Here is a 24,961-nt window from a genome sequence, read left to right as displayed (position 1 = left end):
CATACAATTTCTATAAAATCTTTTTATTTCAAACCAATAGAACTTTAAAGCCATCCAATAAAACAAGCATTTTCACGTATTCAACAGTTTTGGATTTAACAAAACACCTGCACACTTTTCCAGTTATTCACAAAAGTTTAAAAAAATATCTTGTAAAAACAACAGTTTTATTTTTCCAGTCCATTTCATAATGCCTTGCATAACAATGCCGTAAATAACAACAAGCAAAATTGGACATGGAGTTCCACAATGAAAAAAACACTATGCTGTTTGGCACTGAGTAGTTTGCCAGTCATCAGTTATGCCAACTCACCTTATTTTAGTTTAAAAGATGGTGATGGTTTTAAACGCTTTTCTGTTTCGGTAGGTGCGCTGCACGTTATGCCACAAGGCAAAGCACAACCTTTTCGGGTCAATACAGCCATTCACAACGGCTACACAGCCGATGTCGGTGAGGTTCAATCTCAAACTGTAAGAGATAATTTACGTGACGGTTTTGAGCCACCCGTATTATTAAGCGGAGCATTAAATTTACTGCCTACCGTACCTGCCAACATGAGTGGACAAGCCACAATTTCAGGTTTGGAACAATGGGATAATCCCGGTACAGGTTTAGAAGCAGATGATGTCACTACACTGGGTATCATCAGTAACTATTTCTTTACCGATAATATTTCCTTTGAAGTTAAAGGCGGTATTCCACCTAAAGTTGATTTGCAAGGCAAAGGTAAAATTTATGCTCCCTTCTCCGCAATTGCACGTCCATTAGGCGGTGCGTTGGGTGAGCTAGAATTACAAAATGATATTCTCATTACCGATTTAGCAGCACATGGCCCTGCTGCTTCTGCCCGAGCATGGACACCTGCATTTGAGTTTCAATATCACTTTGGCAAAACAGGCGTAAATAAGTTCCGCCCCTATGTTGGCGTCGGTTTGATGTATGCCTATTTCAATGAGTTAGAAATTAATCCACGTACTGAGCAGCACTTGATTGCTGCGGGTCACATGATTGCCAATATTAAAGAAGGAAAATCGGGGGCATCTTTAGAAGGTACACCAAGTTCAGCCAATCCTAAAGTTGAGTTAGATGCGACCGATGCGTTTGCACCTGTTGCCAGCGTAGGTTTTACCTATGACTTCAATGAAAAATGGTTTGCAGTTGGCTCACTATCTTATGCACACCTTAAAAATGAAACCACCATTACGGTGACCGATGCCAAACACGGCGAATTAATTCACTCTAAAGCAGATATTGAAGTGAATCCAGTGATTGCCTATGCAGGTTTTGGTATGCGTTTTTAAGCATTAATAGCAGTCTTTGATCAGTCCTATTTAAGACGATAATCCCCTTCACTTAATCCTTCTCCCACAGGGAGAAGGATTTTTCAATATCCATTTGGCTTGTAGCTCATGATCATTTTTTGCTTAGAATATTCAAACTAATATCTATAACCAAATTTTATCATTTGATGAATTTTATTTTATCGCGATCTGCGGCTGAATCGACTACCATAACAAGCTGTTAGCCATACGTGGATGCCTTATGTCGAATGCTCAATTTTCCAAACCTCTAATTTATATGTTAATTGGAAGTGCCATTATTTTGGCATTATCGCTTGGGGTTCGGCATGCATTTGGTTTGTATTTGGTGCCTATGAGCCATGAATTTGGCTGGGGACATAATGTCTTTAGTTTAGCCATTGCCATGCAAAACCTAATTTGGGGTGCAGTCCAACCCATCACAGGTGCTTTTGCAGACAAATACGGTAGTAAAATTGTAGTTGCAGTTGGTGGCGCACTGTATGCACTCGGCTTATTGCTCATGGCCGTCAGCTCGACAGGCTTATTGCTAAATTTAAGTGTGGGTTTAATTTTAGGTTTGGCACTTTCTGCAACCTCTTTCCCTGTGCTACTTTCTGCAGTAGGTCGCGCTGCTCCTCCAGAAAAGCGTAGCCTTGCAATGGGTATTGCCAGTGCTGCAGGCTCGTTTGGGCAATTTATCATGTTGCCATCGACCTTATTGTTATTACAAAGTGTAGGTTGGTCGGGCGCATTAATTGTCAGTGCGATTTTAATTGTCTTGATTGTTCCTTTGGCATGGATGCTCAAAGCACCCATGTATCAAAACCCTAATGCAAGTTCAGTCAGCCAACCCGCTTTAGGCTTTAAACAAGTTTTGGTGATTGCCAAAAACCATAAACCCTTTTGGTTTTTAGCTTTGGGCTTTTTTGTCTGTGGTTTTCAAGTGGTGTTTATCGGGATTCACCTCCCTAGCTACTTAATTGATCATGGCTTTAATGCAACCACAGGCACAGTTTTTCTAGCACTCGTGGGTTTATTTAATATTGTAGGCACCTATACCGCAGGTTGGTTAGGCGGTCGCTATTCGAAACCGCACTTGCTGATGTGGCTTTACGGACTACGCGGTATTGCCATTATCGTCTTTTTAATCCTGCCTTTAAGCATCTGGACAATTTATGCATTCGGGATCATTATGGGTTTGTTGTGGTTATCTACAGTGCCTTTAACCAATGGTATTGTGGCAAATATGTTTGGGATTAAATACCTGACCATGCTCAGTGGCATTGTGTTTTTCACACACCAAGTCGGCTCTTTTTTTGGTGGATGGCTTGGCGGTTTAAATCACGACCTGACAGGTAACTATAATGTTATCTGGATTGTTTCTATTGCTTTAAGTGCGTTTGCGGTCTTGGTACATTTTTGGGTAGATGAGGAGCACGTCATTCATGATTAATTCTTTATTGAATTTTAAAGTATTGCTCACACTCGCAATCACTGCCCTTTTTGGCTTGTCGATTTTTTTATGGATGCAAACGCCACAACTGTTTGAATATTTTAATCAGGCGTTTTGTGCGCATTAAAACCCAATCTCTAAAATATTAAGTCTATTTTGCTATTCAAAATTCCGCTTTAGACATGGAGCGTCTTATGCAGATTCAATTGCATCGTGGAAGACTGATTGACCATATTCATCTTGTGGTGAGTGACCTTGAAGCAAGTCGAGCATTTTATACCGCCATCTTGGCAGTGTTGGATATTCCAGTTATGGGAACAGCCAAGGATCACTTTTGGGCAGATGAACTTTTTATCTCCTCAGTAAAAAGTCCTGCCGCACAAGGCATACTCACTGGGCGTCATCATCTCGCCTTTCAAGCTAAAAATCGTGAAATGGTCAATGCTTTCTATCTTGCAGCATTGGCACATGGCGGCAAGTGCAATGGCAAACCTGATGAACGTGCTTATCATCCTGGTTATTATGCAGCTTATGTACTTGATCCTGATGGTAACAATATTGAAGCTGTCTTTCATGGCGAAACGCCACGCAGTGCGGCATCAGTCATAATTGATATTTAACGCTCAATGTTCCACAAATCAACTTTCCCTCAATGCATAAATTTCCTTACAGCAAGTCAATAAAAAAACACCCCACAAGAATGATCTTATGAGGTGTTCTAAATTTTCTATTTTGCAGTCAGCAGAATCTGCTTAAAACAAACGATTCATCCCATTCAAGGTCGCCACACGATACGCTTCCGCCATGGTTGGATAGTTGAATGTGGTTTCCACAAAATACTTAATGGTATTGTTCGGGCTGTTCATCACCGCCTGACCAATGTGGATAATCTCTGCCGCATTATTACCAAAGCAATGCACACCCAATACTTCTAAAGTGTCACGGTGGAATAAAATCTTCAATTCACCCACTGTATCACCCGTAATTTGCGCACGCGCTAAATGACGGAAAGATGCCTGACCAACTTCATAAGGAATTTTTTCTTCCGTCAATTCCTGCTCAGTTTTACCAATCGAAGAAATTTCTGGAATGGTATAAATACCTGTTGGAATATCGGTCACAGGCGCAACATTTTCTTCGCCACTCATATTTGCACCCGCGCAACGACCTTGGTCATAGGCAGCTGATGCCAACGAAGGCCAACCAATTACATCGCCCGCAGCATAAATATTCTCTACTTCGGTTTGATATTGATCATTGACTGTTAACTGACCACGGCTGTTTGGCTTAAGTTCGACATTTTCAAGACCTAAACCATCGGTATTACCCGAACGACCGTTACACCACAAAATCGCATCGGCTTTGATTTTCTTGCCACTTTGCAAATATAAAACCACGTGATCATCAAAAGTTTCTAAATGATCAATTTGCTCATTGTGGCGAATCAGCACCCCTTGCGCACGCAAGTGATATGACAAGGCATCTGAAATTTCATCATCCAAATAGCTGAGCAATTTGTGCTGAGTATTAATCAAATCAACTTTATGATCTAAACCAATGAAGATGGATGCATATTCACAACCAATCACACCCGCGCCATAAATAATAATTTTTTGAATCGAGAAATCCAAATCCAAAATTTTGTCTGAATCAAATACACGTGGATGGTTGAAATCCAACATTTCTGGACGATATGGACGGCTACCTGTCGCAATCACAATTTGCTGACACATAATGGTTTCTTTAATGCCATCTGCACCAAATACCAAGACCGTATTTTTATCTTGGATATAAGCACGACCATGATAAATCGCAATTTCATTACGGTCATAAAAGCGAGAGTGCGTTTCAACTTGCTGCTGAATAACTTTATGCGCACTTTGCAACACTTGCTTCATGGTGAACTGACGCCAATCGCCCATTTTTTTAAACATTGGGTCACGGCGATAACGGATAATATTCGACACTGTCTGACGCAATGCTTTACTTGGAATGGTACCCACATGGGTACAGTTACCGCCAAGCTGCTCACGAACATCTACAATCGCAACACGCTTACCAGATTTGGCAAGTTTCATTGCCGCGCCTTCACCCGCAGGGCCTGAACCGAGAACAACCGCATCGTACTTCACGAAAGTTCCACTAACGACCTCTTTTTTACGTGGCATTCAACGCTCCTTTTCTTTAAATCTGTCTTTTCAATGGGCTATATTATGACGTAAATCTTTTGAATTTTCTGTATTTACTGTGCATATATTACGTGATAACCACATTTTTTATATGAATATCGTTTTTACCCAATTTAAGCACAATTTCGTTATAATAACCGTCTTATGATGAAGTTAAGGTGACATTTTACTTTTGCACTTAGATTCGGTTTAATCAGACTCTATTTCACGTAAAATCTAGCCTACACTAAATCTCTCCCCTTTCAAAAACAGTGGAAAAGTTGAATATGTCTGCAAACCGTAAACCAGAACAGGGTGTCAAACTTCGTGGTGCTGAAAAAGTCGCACGTATTCCTGTAAAAGTTGTTCCTACGGTTGAAACGCCTCGTAAACCTGACTGGATTCGGGTCAAAATGACGGCACCAGAAGAAGTTCAACGTATTAAAACCACTTTGCGTCAGCAAAAATTGCACACCGTTTGTGAAGAAGCCGCTTGTCCAAACCTTCCAGAATGCTTTGGTGGTGGTACAGCAACCTTTATGATCATGGGTGATATTTGTACCCGTCGCTGCCCGTTTTGTGATGTTGCGCATGGTCGTCCAAATGCACTAGATCCTGAAGAACCTCGTCACATGGCAGAAACCATTGCCAACTTAGGCTTAAAATATGCCGTGATCACCTCTGTAGACCGTGATGACTTGTTAGATGGTGGTGCACAACATTTTGTCGATTGTATTAAAGAAGCCCGCTCTTTAAGCCCAAATACGTTGTTAGAAATTTTGGTGCCAGACTTCCGTGGTCGTATGGATATTGCACTACGCATTATGACCGAATGTCCGCCAGATGTTTTTAACCACAACATTGAAACTGTGCCACGCTTATATAAAGCCATGCGTCCGGGTTCAGACTATCAGCACTCTTTGAACTTGCTGAAAATGTTTAAAGAATATTGCCCAGATATTCCAACCAAATGCGGTTTGATGGTAGGTATTGGAGAATCTGAAGAAGAAGTTATTGCACTGTTAGATGATCTTAAAGCGCACGATGTAGATTATGTGACCATTGGTCAATATTTACAGCCATCTAAAGAACATGCGCCAATTGACCGCTTTGTAACACCTGAAGAATTTGAGCGTTATACAGCGCATGGTCAAAAGTTAGGTTTTAAAAATATTTGGGCTGCGCCAATGGTACGTTCAAGTTATTTTGCAGACCGTCAATATTATGGTGAACCTGTACCAACAGTACGTCGTAAAGCCGACCCTGCTAAAAAAATTAGCGTGCAAACCATTGAAGCTTAACACTCGCTTATTTCAAAATTTGCGATAAAGCTAAAACAGCCCCGACTTTATGTTCGGGGTTTTTTATACCTTGTGGATATATTAAAAATAGATAGATGTGAATATTTTTTGATGGTCTACGACCAAGTGCGCATGGTGTCATCGCCATAAATTGTTAATCTATGCACTTAATCTATACACCGAGCTCAAACAATAAAACAGGGATAGTAAAATGTCACAACAAGACTATGACAATGGCTTAAAAGTTCGCACTGAAGTCATGGGCGAAAGCTTTGTAAAACGCGCACAGGACAACACTGTACCATTTACCCAACCTTTGCAGGACTGGATTAATGAACATGCATGGGGTTCAACTTGGCAACGTGAAGGTGTGTTACCACGCAAATATCGTTCCTTAATTACTATCGCCTTTTTAACTGCTTTAAAAAGCCCGACCGAGCTTAAAGGACATATTCGTGGTGCGCTAAATAACGGGGCAAGTGTCGAAGAAATTCAGGAAGTCTTGTTACACAGCTTGCCTTATTGTGGCGCACCTGCAACTCAGGAAGCTTTTCGCGCAGCTTTGGAAGTTTTGGCAGAACATACTGCAAATACTTAAACGCAATCTAAATCAAAAAATATAAACGCTCGACATTTCACTAAAACTATTTGGTGAAATGTCGGTAGAGTTGAGTTTTAAATCCAATACACATTAAAGCTATAAAAGAACTCATTTAACTCAAAGCGCACCTGATAACCCAAATCAGTCAGCTGTGCCGATAAATTTCGAATATCTTCTAAAGGTAAATGTTTTGGCAGCACAGTAAAAACTGCGGTATTGCCCTGCTTGGCATTCTCTTCGATTAAAGACGCCAAACGCTGCTTATATAATTCAATATCTAGCTTGGCATGATCTGAATAAACTTTTGCTTGTTCAGCAGTTAAAAAATTTGCCATCTTATTGTTCTCATTATGACCATGTTTAACATTCAGCATATTGAAACTTGACGATATGGCTCAAGTGATTTTTTGTTATTGTCTGCATAAACGCATGATCAATTAACCCTAATTTTTTAAAAAAAATCACACCGAAGATGGCTTTTTCCCAGCAGACCTTTTAGGCTATCGCACAATCTTATGTTGTAATTTTGCTGGATGACATTATGTCAGAATCTGTTTCAATCTCCCCTGCGCTAATGAACCGCGCCATTGCAGGACAAGCCGATGCCCAATTTGAAGTGGCGGTGCTGTATATGCAAAGCGATTTTAATGAAGATATTGAACTTGCCGAACAATGGGCGCTCAAAGCTGCCGCAAACGGACATATCGAAGCCATGTATTGGCTTGGTGAAGGCTATACCGTATATGCCAAAGATGTTCTAGAAGATGACCCTGAAGATGCCAAACAACATTTTGAAGATGCTTTTGTCTGGCTCAAAAAAGCCAGTGATGCACAACACCCTGCCGCTATTTTAGAGTTGGCAGGCTACTACCGTCGTGGTGATGTGGTTGAACAAGATGTCGCTCGCTCTGTGGCATTGGTACAGCAAGCAGCAGAATTGGGCGAAGTACAAGCCATGCGAGACCTTGCTTTTATTTATGCAAATGCTTTGGGTGTAGATGCTGACGAAAATAAAGCTGAATATTGGACACAAAAAGCAGACGCAGCGGAGTAATCCCTTTGTCTAGCCAATCAATTGATGGGCTAGACAATTTTTTGCATGACTCGAATCGTCATTGAATAAAGCTTAGACTTTGAATAACACTTAGACTTCGACCACAATTACTTGTCTGCAAATGCCCTCTTGCTGACGCTGTTGTTCAAACACAGCCGCAGGCATCGGCTCAAAACTGTCAAAGAAACAAATTTCAGCATCATCAATTGAATATAGCAATGAGTGATTGCCCACGCCTTCTAAAGTGTCGTAATAGACAATTATAAATTTATTTTCATCAAATGCGTGCTGAATTTGCTGATAGCCGATTGCCGCCAATACAGGCAATTTAAGCTGTTTAGCTTCGGCATAACTTAACTTTTCTGCATCTTGTAAATCTGGGTCAGGGTCAGTATAAAACTGCACATTAAAGCCAAACTTTTTCAGTCCAACAGCCAAGCCAATTGTGGTTGTGCCCTGCTCTGGCATATAACCACACACTTCAATCAATTGTTGAATATCGGCATCAATTCCTAAGTGTCGTAGCAACATCCACACTGCGTAAATCCCGCCGTTGGCTTCTAAATTTGCCAACTCTTGAGGAAGCTCTAAAGCCATCATTCAATCTCAAAAATATGTTTGTAGTGATAATAAACAAAACATGATTGGAACTGAATCAATTTCCAAGTACAATATCGCGCTAGTCGAGGGATGCTGCGACGTTTTACAGGCACGAAATGTAAAATCGCCAGGCTCGACCAGCATAGCAACGCGTTTGCTATGCAAGAAACGGCATCCGCGAACTGAATGATCAATTGTTTTTTATAAGGAGATCGTGATGAACGCGGTTAATGCTTCATTTACAGATTATAAAGTTGCCGATATCACACTAGCTGATTTTGGTCGTAAAGAAATCAAACTTGCAGAAGCAGAAATGCCAGCCCTTATGGGTTTGCGTAAGCGCTACTCAGCTGCAAAACCTCTTGCAGGCGCGAAAATTCTCGGCTGTATCCACATGACCATTCAAACTGCTGTTTTAATTGAAACGCTAGTTGAATTGGGCGCAGAAGTTCGTTGGACTTCTTGTAACATCTTCTCTACTCAAGACCACGCTGCTGCAGCAATTGCTGCTTCAGGTGTGCCTGTTTTTGCTTGGAAAGGCGAAACTGAAGAAGAATATGTATGGTGTCTTGAACAACAAATTAATGTAAATGGCACACCATGGGATGCCAACATGATTTTGGACGATGGCGGTGACTTAACTGCACTTGTTCACGAGAAATATCCTGCATTATTAGAGCGCATTCACGGCATTACTGAAGAAACCACTACGGGCGTACAACGTCTAATTGAAATGTGGAAAGATGGTTCTTTAAAAGTGCCTGCAATTAACGTCAACGACTCTGTGACTAAATCTAAAAACGACAATAAATACGGTTGCCGTCACTCACTCAACGATGCGATTAAACGTGGTACAGACATGTTATTGTCTGGTCGTCGTGCATTGGTTATTGGTTATGGTGATGTAGGTAAAGGTTCTGCACAATCTTTACGTCAAGAAGGCATGATTGTTCGTGTTTCTGAAATTGACCCAATTTGTGCAATGCAAGCATGTATGGATGGTTACGAAGTTGTATCTCCGTACAAGAATGGCGTACAAACAGGCAATAAAGCAGACGTCAACCTAGAGCTTTTAGAAAATACTGACTTGATTGTGACTACAACAGGTAACTATCACGTGTGCGACGCAGCAATGCTAGATACACTTAAAGCAGGCGCTGTTGTATGTAACATTGGTCACTTCGATACTGAAATCGACACCAACTACTTACGTGGTTATAAGTGGGTTGAAGTGAAGCCACAAGTACACCAAGTGTATCGTTCAGAAAACGAAAACGATTATTTAATCTTGCTTTCTGAAGGTCGTTTAGTGAACTTGGGTAACGCAACAGGTCACCCATCACGTATTATGGATGGTTCATTTGCTAACCAAGTATTGGCACAAATGCACTTATTTGCAGAGAAATTTGCCGATCTTCCTGCCGATCAAAAACAAGCGGCAATTCGTGTTGAAATCTTACCGAAAAAACTAGACGAAGAAGTTGCTGCTGCAATGGTTGCTGGTTTTGGTGGTGTATTAACACAATTGACTCAAGTACAAGCGGACTACTTAGGTGTAGCTGTTGAAGGTCCGTTTAAATCGGATGCTTATAAATACTAAGTTTTTAATCCTTCTCCCTAACCCTCTCTCATAGGGAGAGGGAATGATTCATTGTTTAATGAATGTATTCGAGGGTAAGTCCTCTCCTGAGCAAGTTTAAAGCACTGCTTTTAAACCCAGCGCAAGAGAGGATTTAGGAGAGGTGAAAAAATATAAATAAGTATTTATAACAAGGATTTAATCATGACCAAACAAGTTCCTATTTCATTTGAATTTTTCCCATCTAAAACCGATGTAGGTGCAGAAAAACTCAAAGTTGTGCATCAAGAATTACAACTTTTAAATCCAGAGTTTTTTTCTATCACTTATGGTGCAGGTGGTTCTACTCGTGAACGTACTTTATCGACCATTAGCGACTTCAATGGCAAAGGCACACCTGTAGCGCCGCACCTGTCTTGTATTGGTGATGACAAAGCGCGTATTGCTGAATTGCTTGATATTTATAAAGCACAAGGCATTGACCGCATTGTGGCTTTGCGTGGTGATTTACCTTCAGGTCAAGTTGGTTTAGGCGAATTGCCGTATGCGTCTGACTTGGTGCGTTTTATTCGTGAACATTCAGGTGATCATTTTCACATTGAAGTTGCGGCTTATCCTGAAATGCATCCACAAGCAGACCACTTTGATCAAGACATTAAAAACTTTGTCACCAAAGTAAATGCTGGTGCCAATGCTGCCATCACCCAGTTCTTTTTTAATCCAGATGCGTACTTTTACTTTGTAGAACGTATTCAAAAGCAAGGTGTGAATATTCCTGTTGCGCCTGGCATTATGCCGATTACCAATGCCAGCAATTTAATTCGCTTTGCAGATGGTACAGGTGCAGAAATTCCACGCTGGATTCGTAAGCAATTAGCAACCTATGGTGATGACACAGCTTCAATCAAAGCCTTTGGTCATGAAGTGATTATTAAACTGTGCGAACGCCTGATTGCAGGTGGTGCACCAAGTTTGCATTTTTACACCATGAACAACACCGAACCGACTCGTCAATTAGTGACAGATCTTGGTTTGGCTTAAGCTGTATTTTTCATATTTATTGACTTGAACGAGTAATCCCTATGCCCCGTTTTTATATTGAGGCTGAATTAGCAGTAGATACGCAAGTTGAACTGACTGAAACAGTATTTCATCACTGGGTGAAAGTACTACGCGCACAAGTCGGTGAAACCGCCACCTTGTTCAATGGGCAAGGTGGTGAATATGAAGTGGAACTGGTTGAAGTTACCAAAAAAACAGCGCAAGTGCAGATTAAAAGTTTTAATCCAGACAATCGCATCCCAAGCTTTAGCGCCTTATTAGGACAAGTAATGAGCAAAGGCGATCGTATGGATTATGCGATTCAAAAAGCGGTAGAGCTTGGCGTGACTAACATTCAGTTGCTCACCTCTGAACGCTGTGAAATGCGCTTAAAATATGACCGCGATCAAAAAAAATTAGATCATTGGCAAGGCATTGCCATTGCAGCCTGTGAACAATGTGGCATGAATATCGTACCGAAAATTTTAGCCCCACTACGTTTAGAGGACTGGCTGAATAGTGACCTTCCTACCACCAAATTAGTGTTAGCACCGAATAAAGATCAAGTAGATGTGCTAAACAATGTCAGTAAAGATTTGGCTTTATTAATTGGGCCTGAAGGTGGTTTAAGCGAAACAGAAATTAGCGCTGCCAATGCGGTTGGCTTTCAAAACTGGTGTATTGGTACTCGGGTATTACGCACTGAAACCGCACCTGTGGTTGCTTTAGCTCTCTTAAATTATCGCTTGGCTGAGTAATTTATCCGTTTTTACAGAAATCGATTGCCAATAACATTGCAATTTATAAAGTACAGGATTAATCTCGAACAATATATTAAAAAATTTGCATAAAATTTAAACACAAAACAGCAATATTTTATGCATGAAAGTGATGTTATTTAAAAATATAAATGATGGAATCATTTAACTAGATTTTGGGGAAGTATGTCAGACGCTCAAGATGAATTGTTGCAGCAATACTTAGATGCTGCGCAAATCACCAATACCATTCGGCTTATTCGATTCTTTTTGGTCAGCATCCTGATTGTTTGCCTGTATGTGTTTTTTATTTATCAAATTTCTTTCTCACATTCATCACCTTACTTCAATATCTGGTTTATTCTCACTGAACTGACCATTGGTTCGTGTTTACTGCTCACAGCAGTTCACTTTAAAGCGGGACAATATCAACTCCAACAAGCACATCGTTGGTTAAAATTGGTGTGTTTCTTGATCGGAACAGCAATCGCGGTTGGGGTAAGTTTACTGTATTACTTTTTACCTCAGCAAAACCCTGAACTGAGCAACTATGAAGCGATTATTTTAGCGACCTTATTAATTATTGTGAGTCAAACCTTTGCCCTCACCTTTTTAACGCAGCGCTTGAGTTATTTTTGCTGGGTATTCATTCCAGTGATTACACCCTATATTGCCGCACAGTTTTTAGTTCACTCCGAAACTTCCGCTTTCTTTTTTCTCGCGACAAATTTTGCCTTAATTACCTTACTGATTTGTGCCAATACTTCAATGCACATGCATCGTCGTTTATCGAGCGTCTATTTTAAGAACGACCAACTCAAAAAAGCCGCAGAGCAACAAGTCGGCTGGACAGATCAACTCTGCCAACAATTACAAGTTGAAATGAACAAGTCCAAAGATATTGAACTTCAACTGCAATTTAACAATCAAATGCTAGAACAAAAAGTAAGAGAACGTACCTTTGACTTAGAACAAACGCACCAAGATTTAATCAATCAACAACATAGTTTAATTTTGGCACATGAAGCCGCAGGTCTAAAAGCATGGGACTGGAATATACGGCAACGCAGTATTGTCTTTGGTAGTGGCGCACAGCAAACTCCTTTAGAGAATACTAAACAGCATCGGAATAAATTACAGCAACTGATTCACCCTGATGATATTCCGCACTTTCACCAAACCATGAAACAACATTTACGGGGTCTAACTGAACGCTATCAAGCCACATATCGCGTACAACATAGTTCAGGTCAATGGTATTGGGTGCATGATATTGGGCGGGTGATTGAGCGTGATCCTGTCACCAATAAACCTTTACGCATGGTGGGGATTCGCCGTGACATTCACCAAGAACGGATTGGGCAAGAACGCTTAAAACTCACTGCCAGCGTACTTGAACAGGCAGCCGAAGGTATTTTTATTTTAGATGAAAACCTACGCTATATTGAAGCCAATCCATTCTATGCACAAATGAGCGGATTTAAACGCGACCATATTTTAGGTAAATATCTGTTTGATTTAGTCAAATCCAACAAAGCAAATCCACGCATGACACAAGAGGAAATTGTTCAACAATTGCTCAACAAGGGTGAATATCATACTGAAAAGAGTATAAAATTCCGCTCAGGAAAAGAATTAGAAGTTCGTTTGCATATCAATGCAGTCAAAGATGAGCAAAACCGCATTATTAATTATATTGGGATTGTGTCTGATTTAACCGAACATAAATTACAAGAACAGCGTCTATCCTATTTAGAAAATTATGATGCGCTGACCGATCTCCCCAATCGTTTTTATTATAATTATCAACTACATCAATATCTTATTTCACAGCAAGATTCATTGCAGCAATTGGCGGTCATTCGACTCAATATTGACCGTTTCAGACCTTTAAACGAATATTTAAGCAATAATGGTGGCGATGAATTACTCCGCCAAGTGGCGCAGCGTTTACGTATCACCAATGCCGAAGCGCTGTTTGTTGCACACTTAAATGGCGATGATTTTGCAATTGTTTATGAAATTTCTCATATTCGCCCTTCAATCGAAGAGCACTGTGAACGTATCACCAAAGCCTTTAATTTGCCGTTTAATGTACAGGGACAAGAACATATTATTACCCTATCGATGGGGGTTTCCCTCTATCCTGAACATGGACGCCAGTTGGATTATCTAAATAATTGTGCTGAACAAGCCTTGTCTGAGGCTAAGCGTTTAGGTGGCAATACCATTAAATATTACACTTTAGACAACACCAAACTGCTAGAGCAGGATGTACATTTAGAGCGTGACTTACGCCAAGCCATTAAAAATGATGAATTAATTGTATATTATCAACCTAAAATTGATTTCCATAATTATCAGGTGATCGGGTTTGAAGCATTGGTGCGCTGGCAGCATCCAACCAAAGGCATTATTCCACCCAACCTATTTATTCCTATTGCAGAACAAACCAGTTTAATTTCCGATATTGGTCGGGTTGTAATTCAACAAACTGCCAAGCAAATTCGTGAATGGAATCTGTTAGGTTTTGATCATATCCAAGTATCGGTTAATGTAGTTGCACAACAACTGCAACGTGGTCAATTGCTGCAAGATTTAGATGATGCGATTAATACCTATCAAATTTCAGGTGCAAGCTTAGAATTAGAAATTACCGAATCCTCTTTAGTGGAAAACTCCACAACCGTTAAGTCTTTATTAGATGAAATTAAACAACGTGATATTCATATCGCCTTAGATGATTTTGGTACAGGCTATTCTTCACTTTCTTACTTAACAGACTTCCCAATTGACAGTTTAAAAATAGACCGTAGCTTTGTTTCTAAAATTGGAAATACCAAACAAGAAGCCATTGTTAGTGCCATGATTGCTATGGGCAAAGCCATGGGCATGAGCGTGGTGGCTGAGGGGATTGAAACTGAGCAACAACTGCAATATTTGCAGAATTTAAATTGTGATATTGCGCAGGGGTATTTATTCTCTAGGCCTTTGCCTGAAAGTGAAGCGACCCAATTTCTAAAAGCCAATTTAGTATCGCGCGCTTATCGCTCCTTAATCTGAAACTAGACCCAAAAGCTCTAAGTTTGTTCTAAAAATAAACAGTGACGTCTGTGCTAAGGGGGCAAGTAATGGTATATTCGATAAGATTCATAAAAAAACCACCAGCATCGCTGGCCAACTTGTCACACACGAGATTCAGATGGACGATCAATCATTAAAACAGCAGGCACTTTACTATCACGAATTTCCAACACCAGGAAAAATCAGCGTTACTCCAAGTAAGCAGCTGGTCAACCAACGTGACTTAGCGCTCGCTTACTCACCAGGTGTCGCAGCACCATGTTTAGAGATTGAACGTGATCCTTCAACAGCTGCACTTTATACCGCTCGCGGTAACTTGGTTGCTGTCGTTAGTAACGGTACAGCAGTATTAGGTTTAGGTAATATCGGTCCTTTGGCGTCTAAACCTGTGATGGAAGGTAAAGGCGTACTCTTTAAAAAGTTTGCTGGTGTCGATGTATTTGACATCGAAATTGCTGAAAATGATCCAGACAAAATTGTAGATATTGTTGCAGCATTAGAACCAACTTTTGGTGGTATTAACCTTGAAGACATCAAGGCACCAGAATGTTTCTACATTGAGCAAAAACTTCGTGAACGCATGAATATTCCTGTGTTCCACGATGACCAACACGGTACGTCAATCATTGTAGGTTCTGCCCTACTCAATGCCTTGTTACTTAACGGCAAGAAAATTGAAGAAATCAAAATCGTTGCTTCAGGTGCAGGTGCAGCCGCACTGTCTTGTTTAGACCTGTTATGTGCATTGGGCGCGAAAAAAGAAAATATCATTGTTGCGGATTCGCGTGGTCTAATCACCACCAAACGTGAAGGTTTGGATGACTCGAAAAAACGCTATATGCAAGACATTGAAGGAACGCAACTTGCTGATGTAATTAGCGGTGCGGATATGTTCCTTGGTCTTTCTGCAGCGGGTATCTTGACCAAAGCTATGGTCAAAGAAATGGCTGAAAATCCAATTATCTTTGCTTTGGCTAACCCAGATCCAGAAATCTTACCTGAACATGCGCATGAAGTACGTCCAGATGTGATTATGGCGACTGGTCGTTCGGACTACCCGAACCAAGTTAACAACGCACTTTGCTTCCCGTATATTTTCCGTGGTGCATTAGACGTTGGCGCAACTACCATCAACGAAGAAATGAAAATTGCTTGTGTACACGCAATTGCACGCATGGCACACATTGAAGCAGATGCTGCGACTTATGGTGAAAAATCTGCATCATTCGGTCGTGACTATTTAATTCCACGTCCACTTGATCAGCGTTTAATTCTTGAAATTGCACCTGCAGTTGCTCAAGCGGCAATGGATTCAGGTGTAGCAAGTCGTCCAATTCAAGACTTCTCTGCATACCGTCAGCGTTTGTCTGAGTTTGTATATAACTCGGCATTTATGATGAAGCCTATTTTTGCTCAAGCAAAAACTGACCCTAAGCGTATTGCTTATGCAGAAGGTGAAGACTTACGCGTACTTCGTGCAGTACAAATTGCAGTGGATGAAGGCTTGGCTAAACCAATCCTTGTAGGTCGTACCTCAGTGATTGAAGCGAACATTAAAAAGCTAGGTTTACGTCTGGAACATGGCGTGAATATGGAAATTGTAGATCAGGAAAACAACCCGAACTACGAAAAATTTGCAGATGATTACTACACCATCATGCAGCGTAAAGGCGTTACACCTGAATACGCGCAGCGTGAAGCACGTCGTCGCTCTACCCTCATTGCAGCAATGTTAGTGAAGCATGGTTTAGCCGATGGTATGTTATGTGGTACTTATTCAAGCTACGACATTCACCTTGATTTCGTAAAAAATGTGATTGGTCTAAAAGAAGGTCGTACTAACTTCTTTACCCTTAACGCATTGATGCTTGAAGATCGCAACTTGTTCATTGCCGACACTTATGTCAACACAAACCCAACTGCTGAACAGTTGGCTGAAATGACACTTTTAGCGGCTGAAGAAGTACGCCGTTTTGGTATGACACCACGCGTTGCTCTACTTTCTCACTCAAGTTTTGGTTCTGACCAACAAGACTCTAGCGCACAAAAAATGCGTAAAGTCTTTGAAATCTTGAGTGAGATTGCACCTGAGCTTGAAGTTGAAGGTGAAATGCACGGTGATGCAGCATTAGACGAAAATATCCGTCATTTTGCTTTCCCGAACTCACGCTTCAAAGGTTCTGCAAACTTGTTGATTATGCCGAACTTAGATGCTGCCAATATTTCATTTAACTTGTTGAAATCGACTTCAGGTAACAATGTTACGATTGGCCCTATCTTGTTAGGTGCAGCAAAACCTGTACATATTTTGACTCCGACTGCAACGACACGTCGTGTTGTGAATATGACTGCCCTCACTGTTGCTGAAATTCAACAAACAGCACAAGTTAAAGCATAAACCTATATTTCTGAGTGACTGACTCAGAATTATAGACTTGAGAAAACCTCTATTCTGTAGCATGATTGCTTGAAGAATAGAGGTTTTTTCATGCAAGTTTATTTAGTAGGCGGTGCAGTTCGAGATCACTTACTCGGGCATCCCTATCACGAAAAAGATTATGTTGTCGTTGGCGCAACGCCCGAACAACTTTTGGCTCAAGGCTTTCAACCTGTGGGCAAAGACTTCCCTGTTTTTCTTCATCCTGAAACCAAAGATGAATATGCACTTGCTCGCACTGAGCGCAAATCTGGACACGGTTATCACGGTTTTGAATTTCATACCGACCCAAGCGTGACCTTAGAAGAAGATTTAATCCGTCGTGATTTAACCATTAACGCCATGGCAATGGATAGTGATGGCAATGTCTACGACCCTTACGGTGGACAGCAAGATCTGTGCAATAAAGTGCTGCGCCATGTTTCCAATGCTTTTGTAGAAGACCCGTTACGGGTGCTGCGTATTGCTCGTTTTGCAGCACGTTATCATGCTTTAGGCTTTGTGGTTGCACCTGAAACCTTGTTATTAATGCAAGAGTTGGCAGAATCTGGTGAGTTACATGCGCTGACACCTGAACGCGTATGGAAAGAAACTTCACGTGCCTTAATGGAAGCACGTGCCGATGTTTATTTTGAAACATTGCGTGCCTGTGGTGCTTTAAAAGTTTTATTTCCTGAATTAGATGCTTTATTCGGTATTCCACAGCGTCCTGAATATCACCCTGAAATTGACAGTGGTGTGCACACCATGATGTCACTACAACAAGCCTGTCGTGCCAATTACTCACTCGATGTACGCTTTGCAGTGTTATTGCATGATTTAGGCAAGGCCTTGACCCCTGCCGATGAATTACCACGGCACATTATGCATGAAGAACGTGGGATTCGACCTGTAACGGAAGTGTGTGAACGCCTGCGCGTACCGACCAATACCAAACAACTTGCACTTGCTGTATGTAAAGAGCATTTAAAATGCCACCAAGCATTGAGCTTAAAGCCTGGCACGTTATGGCGCTTATTACAGCGTTTGGATGTCTTGCGTCGTCCTGAGCGTGTAGAAGCCTTTGTACAAGCCTGTGAATGTGACTCTCGTGGGCGTTTAGGTTTGGAAGATCGTGACTATCCGCAAGCGAGCTATATTTTGGAAGCGATTCAAGTGGTACGCAGCATTAAGGCGCAAGACTTACCTGCCGATGTCCAAGGCCCCGATATTGGTGAAATGCTGATTGAACGACGCATTAAAGCGATTGAGCAATTAAAGGCACGTCACTTGGCTGCTACTGCTTAGGCTATTTAAGTCTATAGAACGTCATTACATGCGTTCTTTGATCTATCATTCTTAACCTATTTAAGTCAGCCTAAATTTCTGATCGAAAAGCCGTAATCTTCTAAAATATAGAAGCTACGGCTTTTTAGCTCAAATAAATCCTTCTTGAAATAAGAAACTGTCTTTTGCTTTTAGGCAAGCTGCGCAGGAAAGCTAATCACTTGCTCTAAACGCATCTGCTCAGTTGCAATCATCAATAAGCGATCTATGCCCAAGGCGATACCTGAACATTCAGGCATGTTCGGCAACGCAGCCAATAAATATTCATCAATTGGCATCACATGTAAACCAAGTTGTGCGCGTTCTGCATTATCGGCTTCAAAACGAGAACGCAGCACAGTAGCATCAATCAATTCATCATAGGCATTGGCAAGCTCTAAACCTTCGATATATAGCTCAAAACGGGCTGCGACCAATTCCCCATCATCATCTGTTCTGGTTTTAGCCAAAGATGCTAATTCAGGTGGAAAATCGGTTAAAAATACAGGAGCATCAAAGCCCAAACTTGGTTCTACAAAATGTGAAAACAATAGGTCGATGTAGCCTAGACGGTCATCACCCAAATCCAGATGCAAACCCACACGATGACAGCAGTCTTTCAATTGTTGCAGACTTGCCTGTAAAGGATTTAAATCCAAACGATCCATAAATGCGTGTTTATAACTCAACACTGTTGGACGTACTTCGCCAAAGCGTTGTTTTAACGTCAGATTAAGTAAATCTGTCACCTCAAACATAAGCTCTTTCAGGCTAAATTCGGGACGATACCATTCCAACATGGTAAATTCGCTGTTGTGTTTACGTCCATGCTCATCATCACGAAAGACTTTGCAAATTTGATAAATAGCACCACTACCACTGGCCAATAAACGCTTCATGGCAAATTCAGGTGAGGTCTGTAAATAGTGCGTATGCAATTTGCCCTGCACATGGCGCTGTGCTTGCACTGAAGCCAAATGCACATCTGTCACTCCTGCCTGTGACAAAATTGGCGTTTCAACTTCAAGTACTTCACGTTCCGCAAAAAAATGGCGTATTTGTGCATACAATTGTGCACGTGCGCGCATGCTGTTTAAGTCGCAAGTTGGTTGATATTGGAGATTTGAACTCATGCTTGCGGGCCTCCGTGTGCTGCCCATTCACGACGCAGAGGATAGGTTTTTCTTAAATGATCAAAAGCCTGCTGCTCAACTTTGCCCGCTTTGACACAGGCACGTAAATTGGCATCATCCTGTGCAATATCATAAATTTGACTTAAATGTGCATGCAGACTATTTTTCAAATCTTGGGTTTTGAAATATTGCGCGCAGCTTGGCAATTGAGTTTCAAATTGTTTTGTGGCATCTAAACCAAAATTTTCACAAAAAGCCTGATAAATCATTTGTGTGCCGCGTGCCTTGCCTTCTAGGCTATACCCTGCAATATGCGGGGTTGCCAAAGCAAGCAAATCTAATAATTCTGCAGAGATTTCAGGTTCATATTCAAAAACATCTAATACCACTAAACGCTGAGTATGTTGAATATCCTGCATTAAAGCCGCTTCTTCTACCACTGGCCCACGCGCTGAATTAATCAGAATGGCTTGAGGCTTCATACATGCCAAACGCGCTGCATTAATTAAATGATGAGTAGGATGTTCACCAGTTTCTGTTAATGGCACATGAATGGAAATTGCATCTGCCTGTTGTAATAGTGCATCTAAGTCACATTGCTGCACATTGGGCAACTGCACAAATGGATCGTATGCGATGACATCCCAACCTAATAATTGTGCCATTTTGACCAAGCGCGAGCCGACATTGCCCAGTCCAATAATGCCAAGTTTAAAGTTTTGATTGGCATGTAGTAATTCAGGCTCGAGATGAAGCAATGCGGTAATCACATACTCACTCACCGCCTGCGCATTACAACCTGCCGCATTTGACCATGCAATGCCCTGCTGCTCGATGGCTGGGATATCAAGGTGGTCTGTGCCAATGGTCGCGCTGCCAATAAATTGAAGCGCGGTCTGTTGAATCAATGCTGCATTCACTTGGGTGACGGAACGAACTAGCAGCGCATCAGCATCTTGCACATCTTGATGCGTTAGACGGCGTCCAGCCTTGTGCTCTATTTCTGCCAAATCTGCAAAGAAATAATCGGTATATGCCAGATTTTCATCTGCAATGATTTTCATAACGCCATCCCATGTGTGTTTGCTTGTTTATGATAGCTTGAGTTGTCTAGGATGACTATGATTGTTGAGATTAATGCAGAATTGTTGAACAGCAAGCCGACGATTCATTTAGGTGGAAACATGCACGTCTATATAAAAGTTGCATATTCACAGCAAAAAAATCAGCCACCCGAAGGTGGCTGACTGCTATAGATTAAGCGAGTTAAATCTTAACCAATAAATTTACGCGCATTGCGGAACATACGTAACCATGCACCATCTTCAGTCCATTCTTCAGGTTTCCAAGAATGTTGAAGCGCACGGAAATTACGTTCAGGGTGCGGCATCATAATTGTTGCACGACCATCTTTTGAAGTTACGCCTGAAATACCTTCTGGCGAACCATTCGGGTTCATTGGATAATGTTGAGTCGCATTTCCGTGGCTATCGACATAACGTAAAATCACTTGGTTGCCTGCGTTCAAGGCTGCCAAATTAGCTTCTGGTGCAACGACGCGACCTTCACCATGTGCCACTGCGATTGGTAAAATCGAGCCTTCCATATCTTGCAATAATACAGAGTTTGATTTTTCCACACGGACGTTAACGCTACGCGCTTCAAACACTTCTGAAGTATTGCGATGGAAACGTGGCCACGCTTCTGCACCTGGAATGAGTGGTGCTAATTGTGACAACATTTGACAACCGTTACAGATACCCAGTGAGAACGTTTCTTGACGGTTAAAGAATTTCTCAAACTGGTCGCGTAATTTCGGGTTGAACAAGACTGACTTCGCCCAGCCACCGCCAGCACCTAATACGTCACCGTAAGAGAAACCACCACACGCCACTAAGCCTTCAAAGTCGTCTAAATCGACACGCCCTGCAAGCAAGTCACTCATGTGTACGTCAACGGTGTTAAAGCCGACTTTGTCAAATGCTGCCGCCATTTCTACATGACCGTTTACGCCTTGTTCACGTAAAATCACCATGTTAGGACGACGTGTGTTGATGTATGGCGCTTCAACTGGCTCATTTAAGTCAAATGTCGGTTGAGCAATTAAGCCTTTGTGGTTTTTTTCTGTGATCAAAGCAAATTCTTGATCAGCAGTTTCTGAGTTGTCACGTAAACGCTGGATTTGGTGTGATACTTCACTCCAAGCCGCTTGCAAATCGGCACGTTCAAGCACCAAGCCATTTACAGCAAGTTGGTCTGTGCTATTAACTGTACCGACTACCGAAATCGCATCTTTCAAAGTAGATGCAGCAACTTCAGCAGCTAAGTTAGCCCAGTCTGCTTTAGAGATTTGTAGTACTGCACCAATTTCTTCAGCAAACAATGCCGCAACAGATTGATCTTCTAACGCCACACCTAAACGTGAAGCGAACATCATTTCTGTTACAGTTGCCAATAAACCACCATCACCAATGTCGTGATAAGCTTGAATCAAGCCACGGTTATTCCAGTCTTGTACCAAAGCAAAGAATGCTTTGAATTCGTCAAAGTTATCGACATCTGGTGTTACTGAACCAATAGCTTTATACACTTGCGCTAAAATTGAACCGCCTAAACGGAACTGACCTTTAGACAAGTCAATACGTACCAATACTGAATCGGTATTTTTCAATTCAGGGGTTAGTGTTTTACGTACATCGGTCACTGGTGCAAATGCAGTAATTACACCTGACATTGGTGAAGTTACAGATTTATCAACACCTTCGTCATTCCAAGTGGTACGCATAGACAATGAGTCTTTACCTACTGGAATTGCAATTCCTAGCGCAGGACACATTTCCATACCAATGGCTTTTACACCTTCAAACAAAGCTTGGTCTTCGCCTTTTTGACCTGCTGCTGCCATCCAGTTTGCAGATAATTTAATGTCGCTGATCTGGTCAATTTTGGCTGACATGATATTGGAAATAGATTCTGCCACTGCCAAACGCGCAGATGCTGCAGGGTTTAATAAAGCTACAGGTGGACGTTCACCCATCGCCATTGCTTCACCTGTAAAGCCTTGCAAGCTGGTAGTGGTTACTGCTGCATCTGCAACAGGCACCTGCCATGGGCCAACCAACTGATCACGTGCAACCATACCTGTAATTGAACGGTCACCAATCGTGATTAGGAATGATTTAGAAGCAACAGTTGGATTCTTGATGACACGGTAAATCGCATCTTTCAGATCAGTAACTTGAGCTGCATCAAAATCATCACCTTGACGCTCAATGCTTTCATAAGAACGGCTCATGCGTGGCGTACCACCTAACAAGACCTGCATTGGCATATCTACAGCTTTGTTATTGAACAGTGGATCTTCAACCGTTAAATGACGCGCTTCTGTCGCTTCACCCAATACTGCAAACGGACAACGCTCACGCGCACAGATTGATTCAAATAATTCTAAAGAACTTGGACGGATGGCCAATACATAACGCTCTTGCGCTTCGTTTGACCAAATTTCCATTGGTGACATGCCTGGTTCTAAAGATGGAATCTTACGCAAATCAAGTACAGCACCTAGTTCGTGATCATTCACCAACTCAGGCATTGCGTTCGAAATACCACCTGCACCCACGTCATGCACTGATACGATTGGGTTAGCATCTTCCAAACGCCAGCATGTATCAATCACTTCTTGGCAACGGCGTTCCATTTCTGGGTTTTCACGTTGTACTGAAGCGAAGTCAAGATTTTCACCCATGGTTCCGCTATCTACAGAAGATGCAGCGCCACCGCCTAAACCGATCAACATCGCAGGGCCGCCTAAAACGATTAATAAATCGCCTGGCTGAATTGGGTCTTTTTCGACATGGTCTGGACGAATGTTGCCGTAACCACCTGCAATCATGATTGGTTTATGGAAGCCTTTTACTTCACCATTCACGTTTTGCTCGAAAGTACGGAAGTAACCATTTAACGCAGGACGACCAAATTCGTTGTTAAACGCTGCACCGCCCAATGGGCCTTCAATCATAATTTGTAATGGCGATGCCATACGTGAAGGCTTGCCATAGTTTTCTTCCCAAGGCTGTTCAAAACCAGGAATATTTAAATTCGATACTGTAAAGCCTGTTAAACCTGCTTTTGGTTTACCACCACGACCTGTCGCGCCTTCATCACGGATTTCACCACCCGAACCTGTCGCAGCACCTGCAAATGGTGCAATTGCAGTTGGGTGGTTGTGTGTTTCCACTTTCATAAGAATGTGGGCAGCTTGGCTCTTATATTTATAAACGTAGTGACCTGTTGCAGCATCTTTTTTCGGATAGAAACGCTGCGTATCAAAACCAACAATCACCGAAGCGTTGTCTTTGTAAGCCGACAATACGTCTGTTGGTGATTCTTTATAAGTATTTTTGATCATTTGGAACAATGACAATGGCTGTACTTCGCCATCAATTGTCCATTCAGAACCAAAGATTTTGTGACGGCAGTGCTCAGAGTTGGCTTGTGCAAACATCATCAATTCAATGTCATGCGGATTACGGCCTAACTTGATAAATGCTTCGGTTAAATAATCAATTTCTTCATCAGACAAGGCAAAACCAAACTCACTGTTGGCTTTTACCAATGCCGCTTTGCCTTCACCCAAAATATCAATGCTATTTAAAGGTTTTGGTTCAGTTTCAACAAATAACGCTGCAGCATCGTTAATGTGGTTAAACACACTTTCGGTCATGCGGTCATGCAATACTTGTTTTACTTCGTTTGAAACGTCTGTAATACCTTTTAAGGTAAACAAAACACCGCGTTCTAGGCGGTGTACAGGCGTATTACAGTTGGCAAAAATATCGGTTGCTTTTGATGACCAAGGAGAAATTGTGCCCACACGTGGTGTCACTAAAATTTGAACTTCATCACTTGCAGCTTGGCGTAATTCAAAAGATGCACCATCGTTTAAAAGCTGTAAAGCAGATTGCTGTTGTTGCTCGTCGAGCGCTTGGTCAAATAAATAAACCCATTGGCTATCGAAAGATTGAACAGAACTCATTGACGCTAAACGGTTTAAGAGTTGAGTTTTCTTAAAAGATGAATGTGCAGGTGCACCGGCAACGATAAACATGCTGATTTTGGCTCCACGGGCTGATCTTTTGGACC

At 41.7% G+C, this 24,961-nt stretch carries 20 protein-coding genes; 14 read left to right on the top strand and 6 right to left on the bottom strand.

Going from position 1 to position 24,961, the window contains the following annotated elements:
* The first annotated feature begins 249 nt into the window (after nucleotides 1-249).
* From FTU35_RS02855 to FTU35_RS02845, 4 genes are all read left to right on the top strand, one after another.
* Nucleotides 250-1,302, top strand: a complete 1,053-nt coding sequence (locus FTU35_RS02855) for an OmpW family protein (protein WP_180064480.1) — start codon at nucleotides 250-252, stop codon at nucleotides 1,300-1,302.
* A 241-nt stretch (nucleotides 1,303-1,543) separates the two neighbouring features.
* Nucleotides 1,544-2,755: an MFS transporter gene (locus tag FTU35_RS02850; protein ID WP_136144687.1), complete on the top strand. Its 1,212-nt coding sequence runs from the start codon at nucleotides 1,544-1,546 to the stop codon at nucleotides 2,753-2,755.
* Nucleotides 2,748-2,882, top strand: a complete 135-nt coding sequence (locus FTU35_RS13455; RefSeq protein WP_019836563.1) for a hypothetical protein — start codon at nucleotides 2,748-2,750, stop codon at nucleotides 2,880-2,882. Before FTU35_RS02850 ends, FTU35_RS13455 begins: the two co-directional genes overlap by 8 nt.
* Before the next feature lie 67 nt (nucleotides 2,883-2,949).
* Complete coding sequence (locus FTU35_RS02845; RefSeq protein ID WP_136144686.1) at nucleotides 2,950-3,375, top strand: VOC family protein; 426 nt, start codon at nucleotides 2,950-2,952, stop codon at nucleotides 3,373-3,375.
* A gap of 132 nt (nucleotides 3,376-3,507) precedes the next feature.
* On the opposite strand, the gene sthA is transcribed toward FTU35_RS02845, so the two are convergent.
* Nucleotides 3,508-4,923, bottom strand: coding sequence for a Si-specific NAD(P)(+) transhydrogenase (gene sthA, locus FTU35_RS02840; RefSeq protein WP_042068765.1), 1,416 nt, complete (start codon nucleotides 4,921-4,923; stop codon nucleotides 3,508-3,510).
* Nucleotides 4,924-5,210: 287 nt separating this feature from the next.
* Between sthA and lipA the strand changes: the two genes are divergently transcribed.
* A complete protein-coding gene (gene lipA, locus FTU35_RS02835; protein WP_096902386.1) occupies nucleotides 5,211-6,224 on the top strand; it encodes a lipoyl synthase in 1,014 nt (337 codons plus the stop codon).
* Nucleotides 6,225-6,435: 211 nt separating this feature from the next.
* Nucleotides 6,436-6,822, top strand: a complete 387-nt coding sequence (locus tag FTU35_RS02830; protein WP_004972770.1) for a carboxymuconolactone decarboxylase family protein — start codon at nucleotides 6,436-6,438, stop codon at nucleotides 6,820-6,822.
* A gap of 77 nt (nucleotides 6,823-6,899) precedes the next feature.
* Here FTU35_RS02830 and FTU35_RS02825 read toward each other — a convergent pair whose 3' ends face one another.
* Nucleotides 6,900-7,160 carry a hypothetical protein gene (locus FTU35_RS02825; RefSeq protein ID WP_004972768.1) on the bottom strand — a complete coding sequence of 87 codons (261 nt, stop codon included), beginning with the start codon at nucleotides 7,158-7,160 and terminating at the stop codon, nucleotides 6,900-6,902.
* Nucleotides 7,161-7,366: 206 nt separating this feature from the next.
* Here FTU35_RS02825 and FTU35_RS02820 point away from each other — a divergent pair, with 206 nt between their 5' ends.
* Nucleotides 7,367-7,879: a tetratricopeptide repeat protein gene (locus tag FTU35_RS02820; RefSeq protein ID WP_131261573.1), complete on the top strand. Its 513-nt coding sequence runs from the start codon at nucleotides 7,367-7,369 to the stop codon at nucleotides 7,877-7,879.
* A 90-nt stretch (nucleotides 7,880-7,969) separates the two neighbouring features.
* Here FTU35_RS02820 and FTU35_RS02815 read toward each other — a convergent pair whose 3' ends face one another.
* Nucleotides 7,970-8,476, bottom strand: coding sequence for a cysteine peptidase family C39 domain-containing protein (locus FTU35_RS02815; protein WP_180005987.1), 507 nt, complete (start codon nucleotides 8,474-8,476; stop codon nucleotides 7,970-7,972).
* Between the two features lie 220 nt (nucleotides 8,477-8,696).
* Here FTU35_RS02815 and ahcY point away from each other — a divergent pair, with 220 nt between their 5' ends.
* The 6 genes from ahcY to FTU35_RS02785 all read left to right on the top strand — a co-directional run bounded on the left by ahcY (nucleotide 8,697) and on the right by FTU35_RS02785 (nucleotide 18,665).
* A complete protein-coding gene (ahcY, locus tag FTU35_RS02810) occupies nucleotides 8,697-10,079 on the top strand; it encodes an adenosylhomocysteinase (protein WP_004972762.1) in 1,383 nt (460 codons plus the stop codon).
* A 183-nt stretch (nucleotides 10,080-10,262) separates the two neighbouring features.
* The gene (gene metF / locus FTU35_RS02805; RefSeq protein ID WP_004972760.1) at nucleotides 10,263-11,099 is read left to right on the top strand and encodes a methylenetetrahydrofolate reductase [NAD(P)H]; all 837 of its coding nucleotides are present in this window, start codon (nucleotides 10,263-10,265) and stop codon (nucleotides 11,097-11,099) included.
* 41 nt (nucleotides 11,100-11,140) lie between these two features.
* Nucleotides 11,141-11,857 (top strand): 16S rRNA (uracil(1498)-N(3))-methyltransferase, encoded by a 717-nt coding sequence (locus FTU35_RS02800; protein ID WP_004972758.1) that lies wholly within the window; start codon nucleotides 11,141-11,143, stop codon nucleotides 11,855-11,857.
* 186 nt (nucleotides 11,858-12,043) lie between these two features.
* Nucleotides 12,044-14,920 (top strand): EAL domain-containing protein, encoded by a 2,877-nt coding sequence (locus tag FTU35_RS02795; RefSeq protein ID WP_180064479.1) that lies wholly within the window; start codon nucleotides 12,044-12,046, stop codon nucleotides 14,918-14,920.
* Nucleotides 14,921-15,059: 139 nt separating this feature from the next.
* Complete coding sequence (locus tag FTU35_RS02790) at nucleotides 15,060-17,339, top strand: NADP-dependent malic enzyme (RefSeq protein ID WP_004972754.1); 2,280 nt, start codon at nucleotides 15,060-15,062, stop codon at nucleotides 17,337-17,339.
* Nucleotides 17,340-17,429: 90 nt separating this feature from the next.
* Nucleotides 17,430-18,665, top strand: coding sequence for a multifunctional CCA addition/repair protein (locus FTU35_RS02785; protein ID WP_004972751.1), 1,236 nt, complete (start codon nucleotides 17,430-17,432; stop codon nucleotides 18,663-18,665).
* A gap of 170 nt (nucleotides 18,666-18,835) precedes the next feature.
* Here the strand turns inward: FTU35_RS02785 and epmA are convergent, their stop codons facing one another.
* Nucleotides 18,836-19,816 (bottom strand): EF-P lysine aminoacylase EpmA, encoded by a 981-nt coding sequence (epmA, locus tag FTU35_RS02780; protein WP_167846121.1) that lies wholly within the window; start codon nucleotides 19,814-19,816, stop codon nucleotides 18,836-18,838.
* Entirely contained in the window at nucleotides 19,813-20,880 is a 1,068-nt protein-coding gene (locus FTU35_RS02775) for a 4-phosphoerythronate dehydrogenase (RefSeq protein ID WP_004972744.1), read from the bottom strand. Before FTU35_RS02775 ends, epmA begins: the two co-directional genes overlap by 4 nt.
* Before the next feature lie 57 nt (nucleotides 20,881-20,937).
* Between FTU35_RS02775 and FTU35_RS13450 the strand changes: the two genes are divergently transcribed.
* A complete protein-coding gene (locus FTU35_RS13450) occupies nucleotides 20,938-21,063 on the top strand; it encodes a hypothetical protein (RefSeq protein WP_004972740.1) in 126 nt (41 codons plus the stop codon).
* Nucleotides 21,064-21,089: 26 nt separating this feature from the next.
* Here FTU35_RS13450 and purL read toward each other — a convergent pair whose 3' ends face one another.
* A complete protein-coding gene (gene purL, locus FTU35_RS02770; protein WP_180064478.1) occupies nucleotides 21,090-24,926 on the bottom strand; it encodes a phosphoribosylformylglycinamidine synthase in 3,837 nt (1,278 codons plus the stop codon).
* Between the last annotated feature and the right edge of the window lie 35 nt (nucleotides 24,927-24,961).

This window comes from Acinetobacter sp. YH12095, assembly GCF_013419245.1.
Classification (GTDB): domain Bacteria; phylum Pseudomonadota; class Gammaproteobacteria; order Pseudomonadales; family Moraxellaceae; genus Acinetobacter; species Acinetobacter towneri.
The sequence above is the reverse complement of the archived record's forward strand: the minus strand, read 5'-3'. Positions and strand labels throughout refer to the sequence as shown.

Excerpts from the sequence above, each read along its gene's own strand:
- FTU35_RS02855 (WP_180064480.1), top strand. The coding sequence starts at position 250 with ATGAAAAAAACACTATGCTGTTTGGCACTGAGTAGTTTGCCAGTCATC.
- FTU35_RS02850 (WP_136144687.1), top strand. The coding sequence starts at position 1,544 with ATGTCGAATGCTCAATTTTCCAAACCTCTAATTTATATGTTAATTGGA.
- FTU35_RS13455 (WP_019836563.1), top strand. The coding sequence starts at position 2,748 with ATGATTAATTCTTTATTGAATTTTAAAGTATTGCTCACACTCGCAATC.
- FTU35_RS02845 (WP_136144686.1), top strand. The coding sequence starts at position 2,950 with ATGCAGATTCAATTGCATCGTGGAAGACTGATTGACCATATTCATCTT.
- sthA (WP_042068765.1), bottom strand. The coding sequence starts at position 4,923 with ATGCCACGTAAAAAAGAGGTCGTTAGTGGAACTTTCGTGAAGTACGAT.
- lipA (WP_096902386.1), top strand. The coding sequence starts at position 5,211 with ATGTCTGCAAACCGTAAACCAGAACAGGGTGTCAAACTTCGTGGTGCT.
- FTU35_RS02830 (WP_004972770.1), top strand. The coding sequence starts at position 6,436 with ATGTCACAACAAGACTATGACAATGGCTTAAAAGTTCGCACTGAAGTC.
- FTU35_RS02825 (WP_004972768.1), bottom strand. The coding sequence starts at position 7,160 with ATGGCAAATTTTTTAACTGCTGAACAAGCAAAAGTTTATTCAGATCAT.
- FTU35_RS02820 (WP_131261573.1), top strand. The coding sequence starts at position 7,367 with ATGTCAGAATCTGTTTCAATCTCCCCTGCGCTAATGAACCGCGCCATT.
- FTU35_RS02815 (WP_180005987.1), bottom strand. The coding sequence starts at position 8,476 with ATGGCTTTAGAGCTTCCTCAAGAGTTGGCAAATTTAGAAGCCAACGGC.
- ahcY (WP_004972762.1), top strand. The coding sequence starts at position 8,697 with ATGAACGCGGTTAATGCTTCATTTACAGATTATAAAGTTGCCGATATC.
- metF (WP_004972760.1), top strand. The coding sequence starts at position 10,263 with ATGACCAAACAAGTTCCTATTTCATTTGAATTTTTCCCATCTAAAACC.
- FTU35_RS02800 (WP_004972758.1), top strand. The coding sequence starts at position 11,141 with ATGCCCCGTTTTTATATTGAGGCTGAATTAGCAGTAGATACGCAAGTT.
- FTU35_RS02795 (WP_180064479.1), top strand. The coding sequence starts at position 12,044 with ATGTCAGACGCTCAAGATGAATTGTTGCAGCAATACTTAGATGCTGCG.
- FTU35_RS02790 (WP_004972754.1), top strand. The coding sequence starts at position 15,060 with ATGGACGATCAATCATTAAAACAGCAGGCACTTTACTATCACGAATTT.
- FTU35_RS02785 (WP_004972751.1), top strand. The coding sequence starts at position 17,430 with ATGCAAGTTTATTTAGTAGGCGGTGCAGTTCGAGATCACTTACTCGGG.
- epmA (WP_167846121.1), bottom strand. The coding sequence starts at position 19,816 with ATGAGTTCAAATCTCCAATATCAACCAACTTGCGACTTAAACAGCATG.
- FTU35_RS02775 (WP_004972744.1), bottom strand. The coding sequence starts at position 20,880 with ATGAAAATCATTGCAGATGAAAATCTGGCATATACCGATTATTTCTTT.
- FTU35_RS13450 (WP_004972740.1), top strand. The coding sequence starts at position 20,938 with ATGATTGTTGAGATTAATGCAGAATTGTTGAACAGCAAGCCGACGATT.
- purL (WP_180064478.1), bottom strand. The coding sequence starts at position 24,926 with ATGTTTATCGTTGCCGGTGCACCTGCACATTCATCTTTTAAGAAAACT.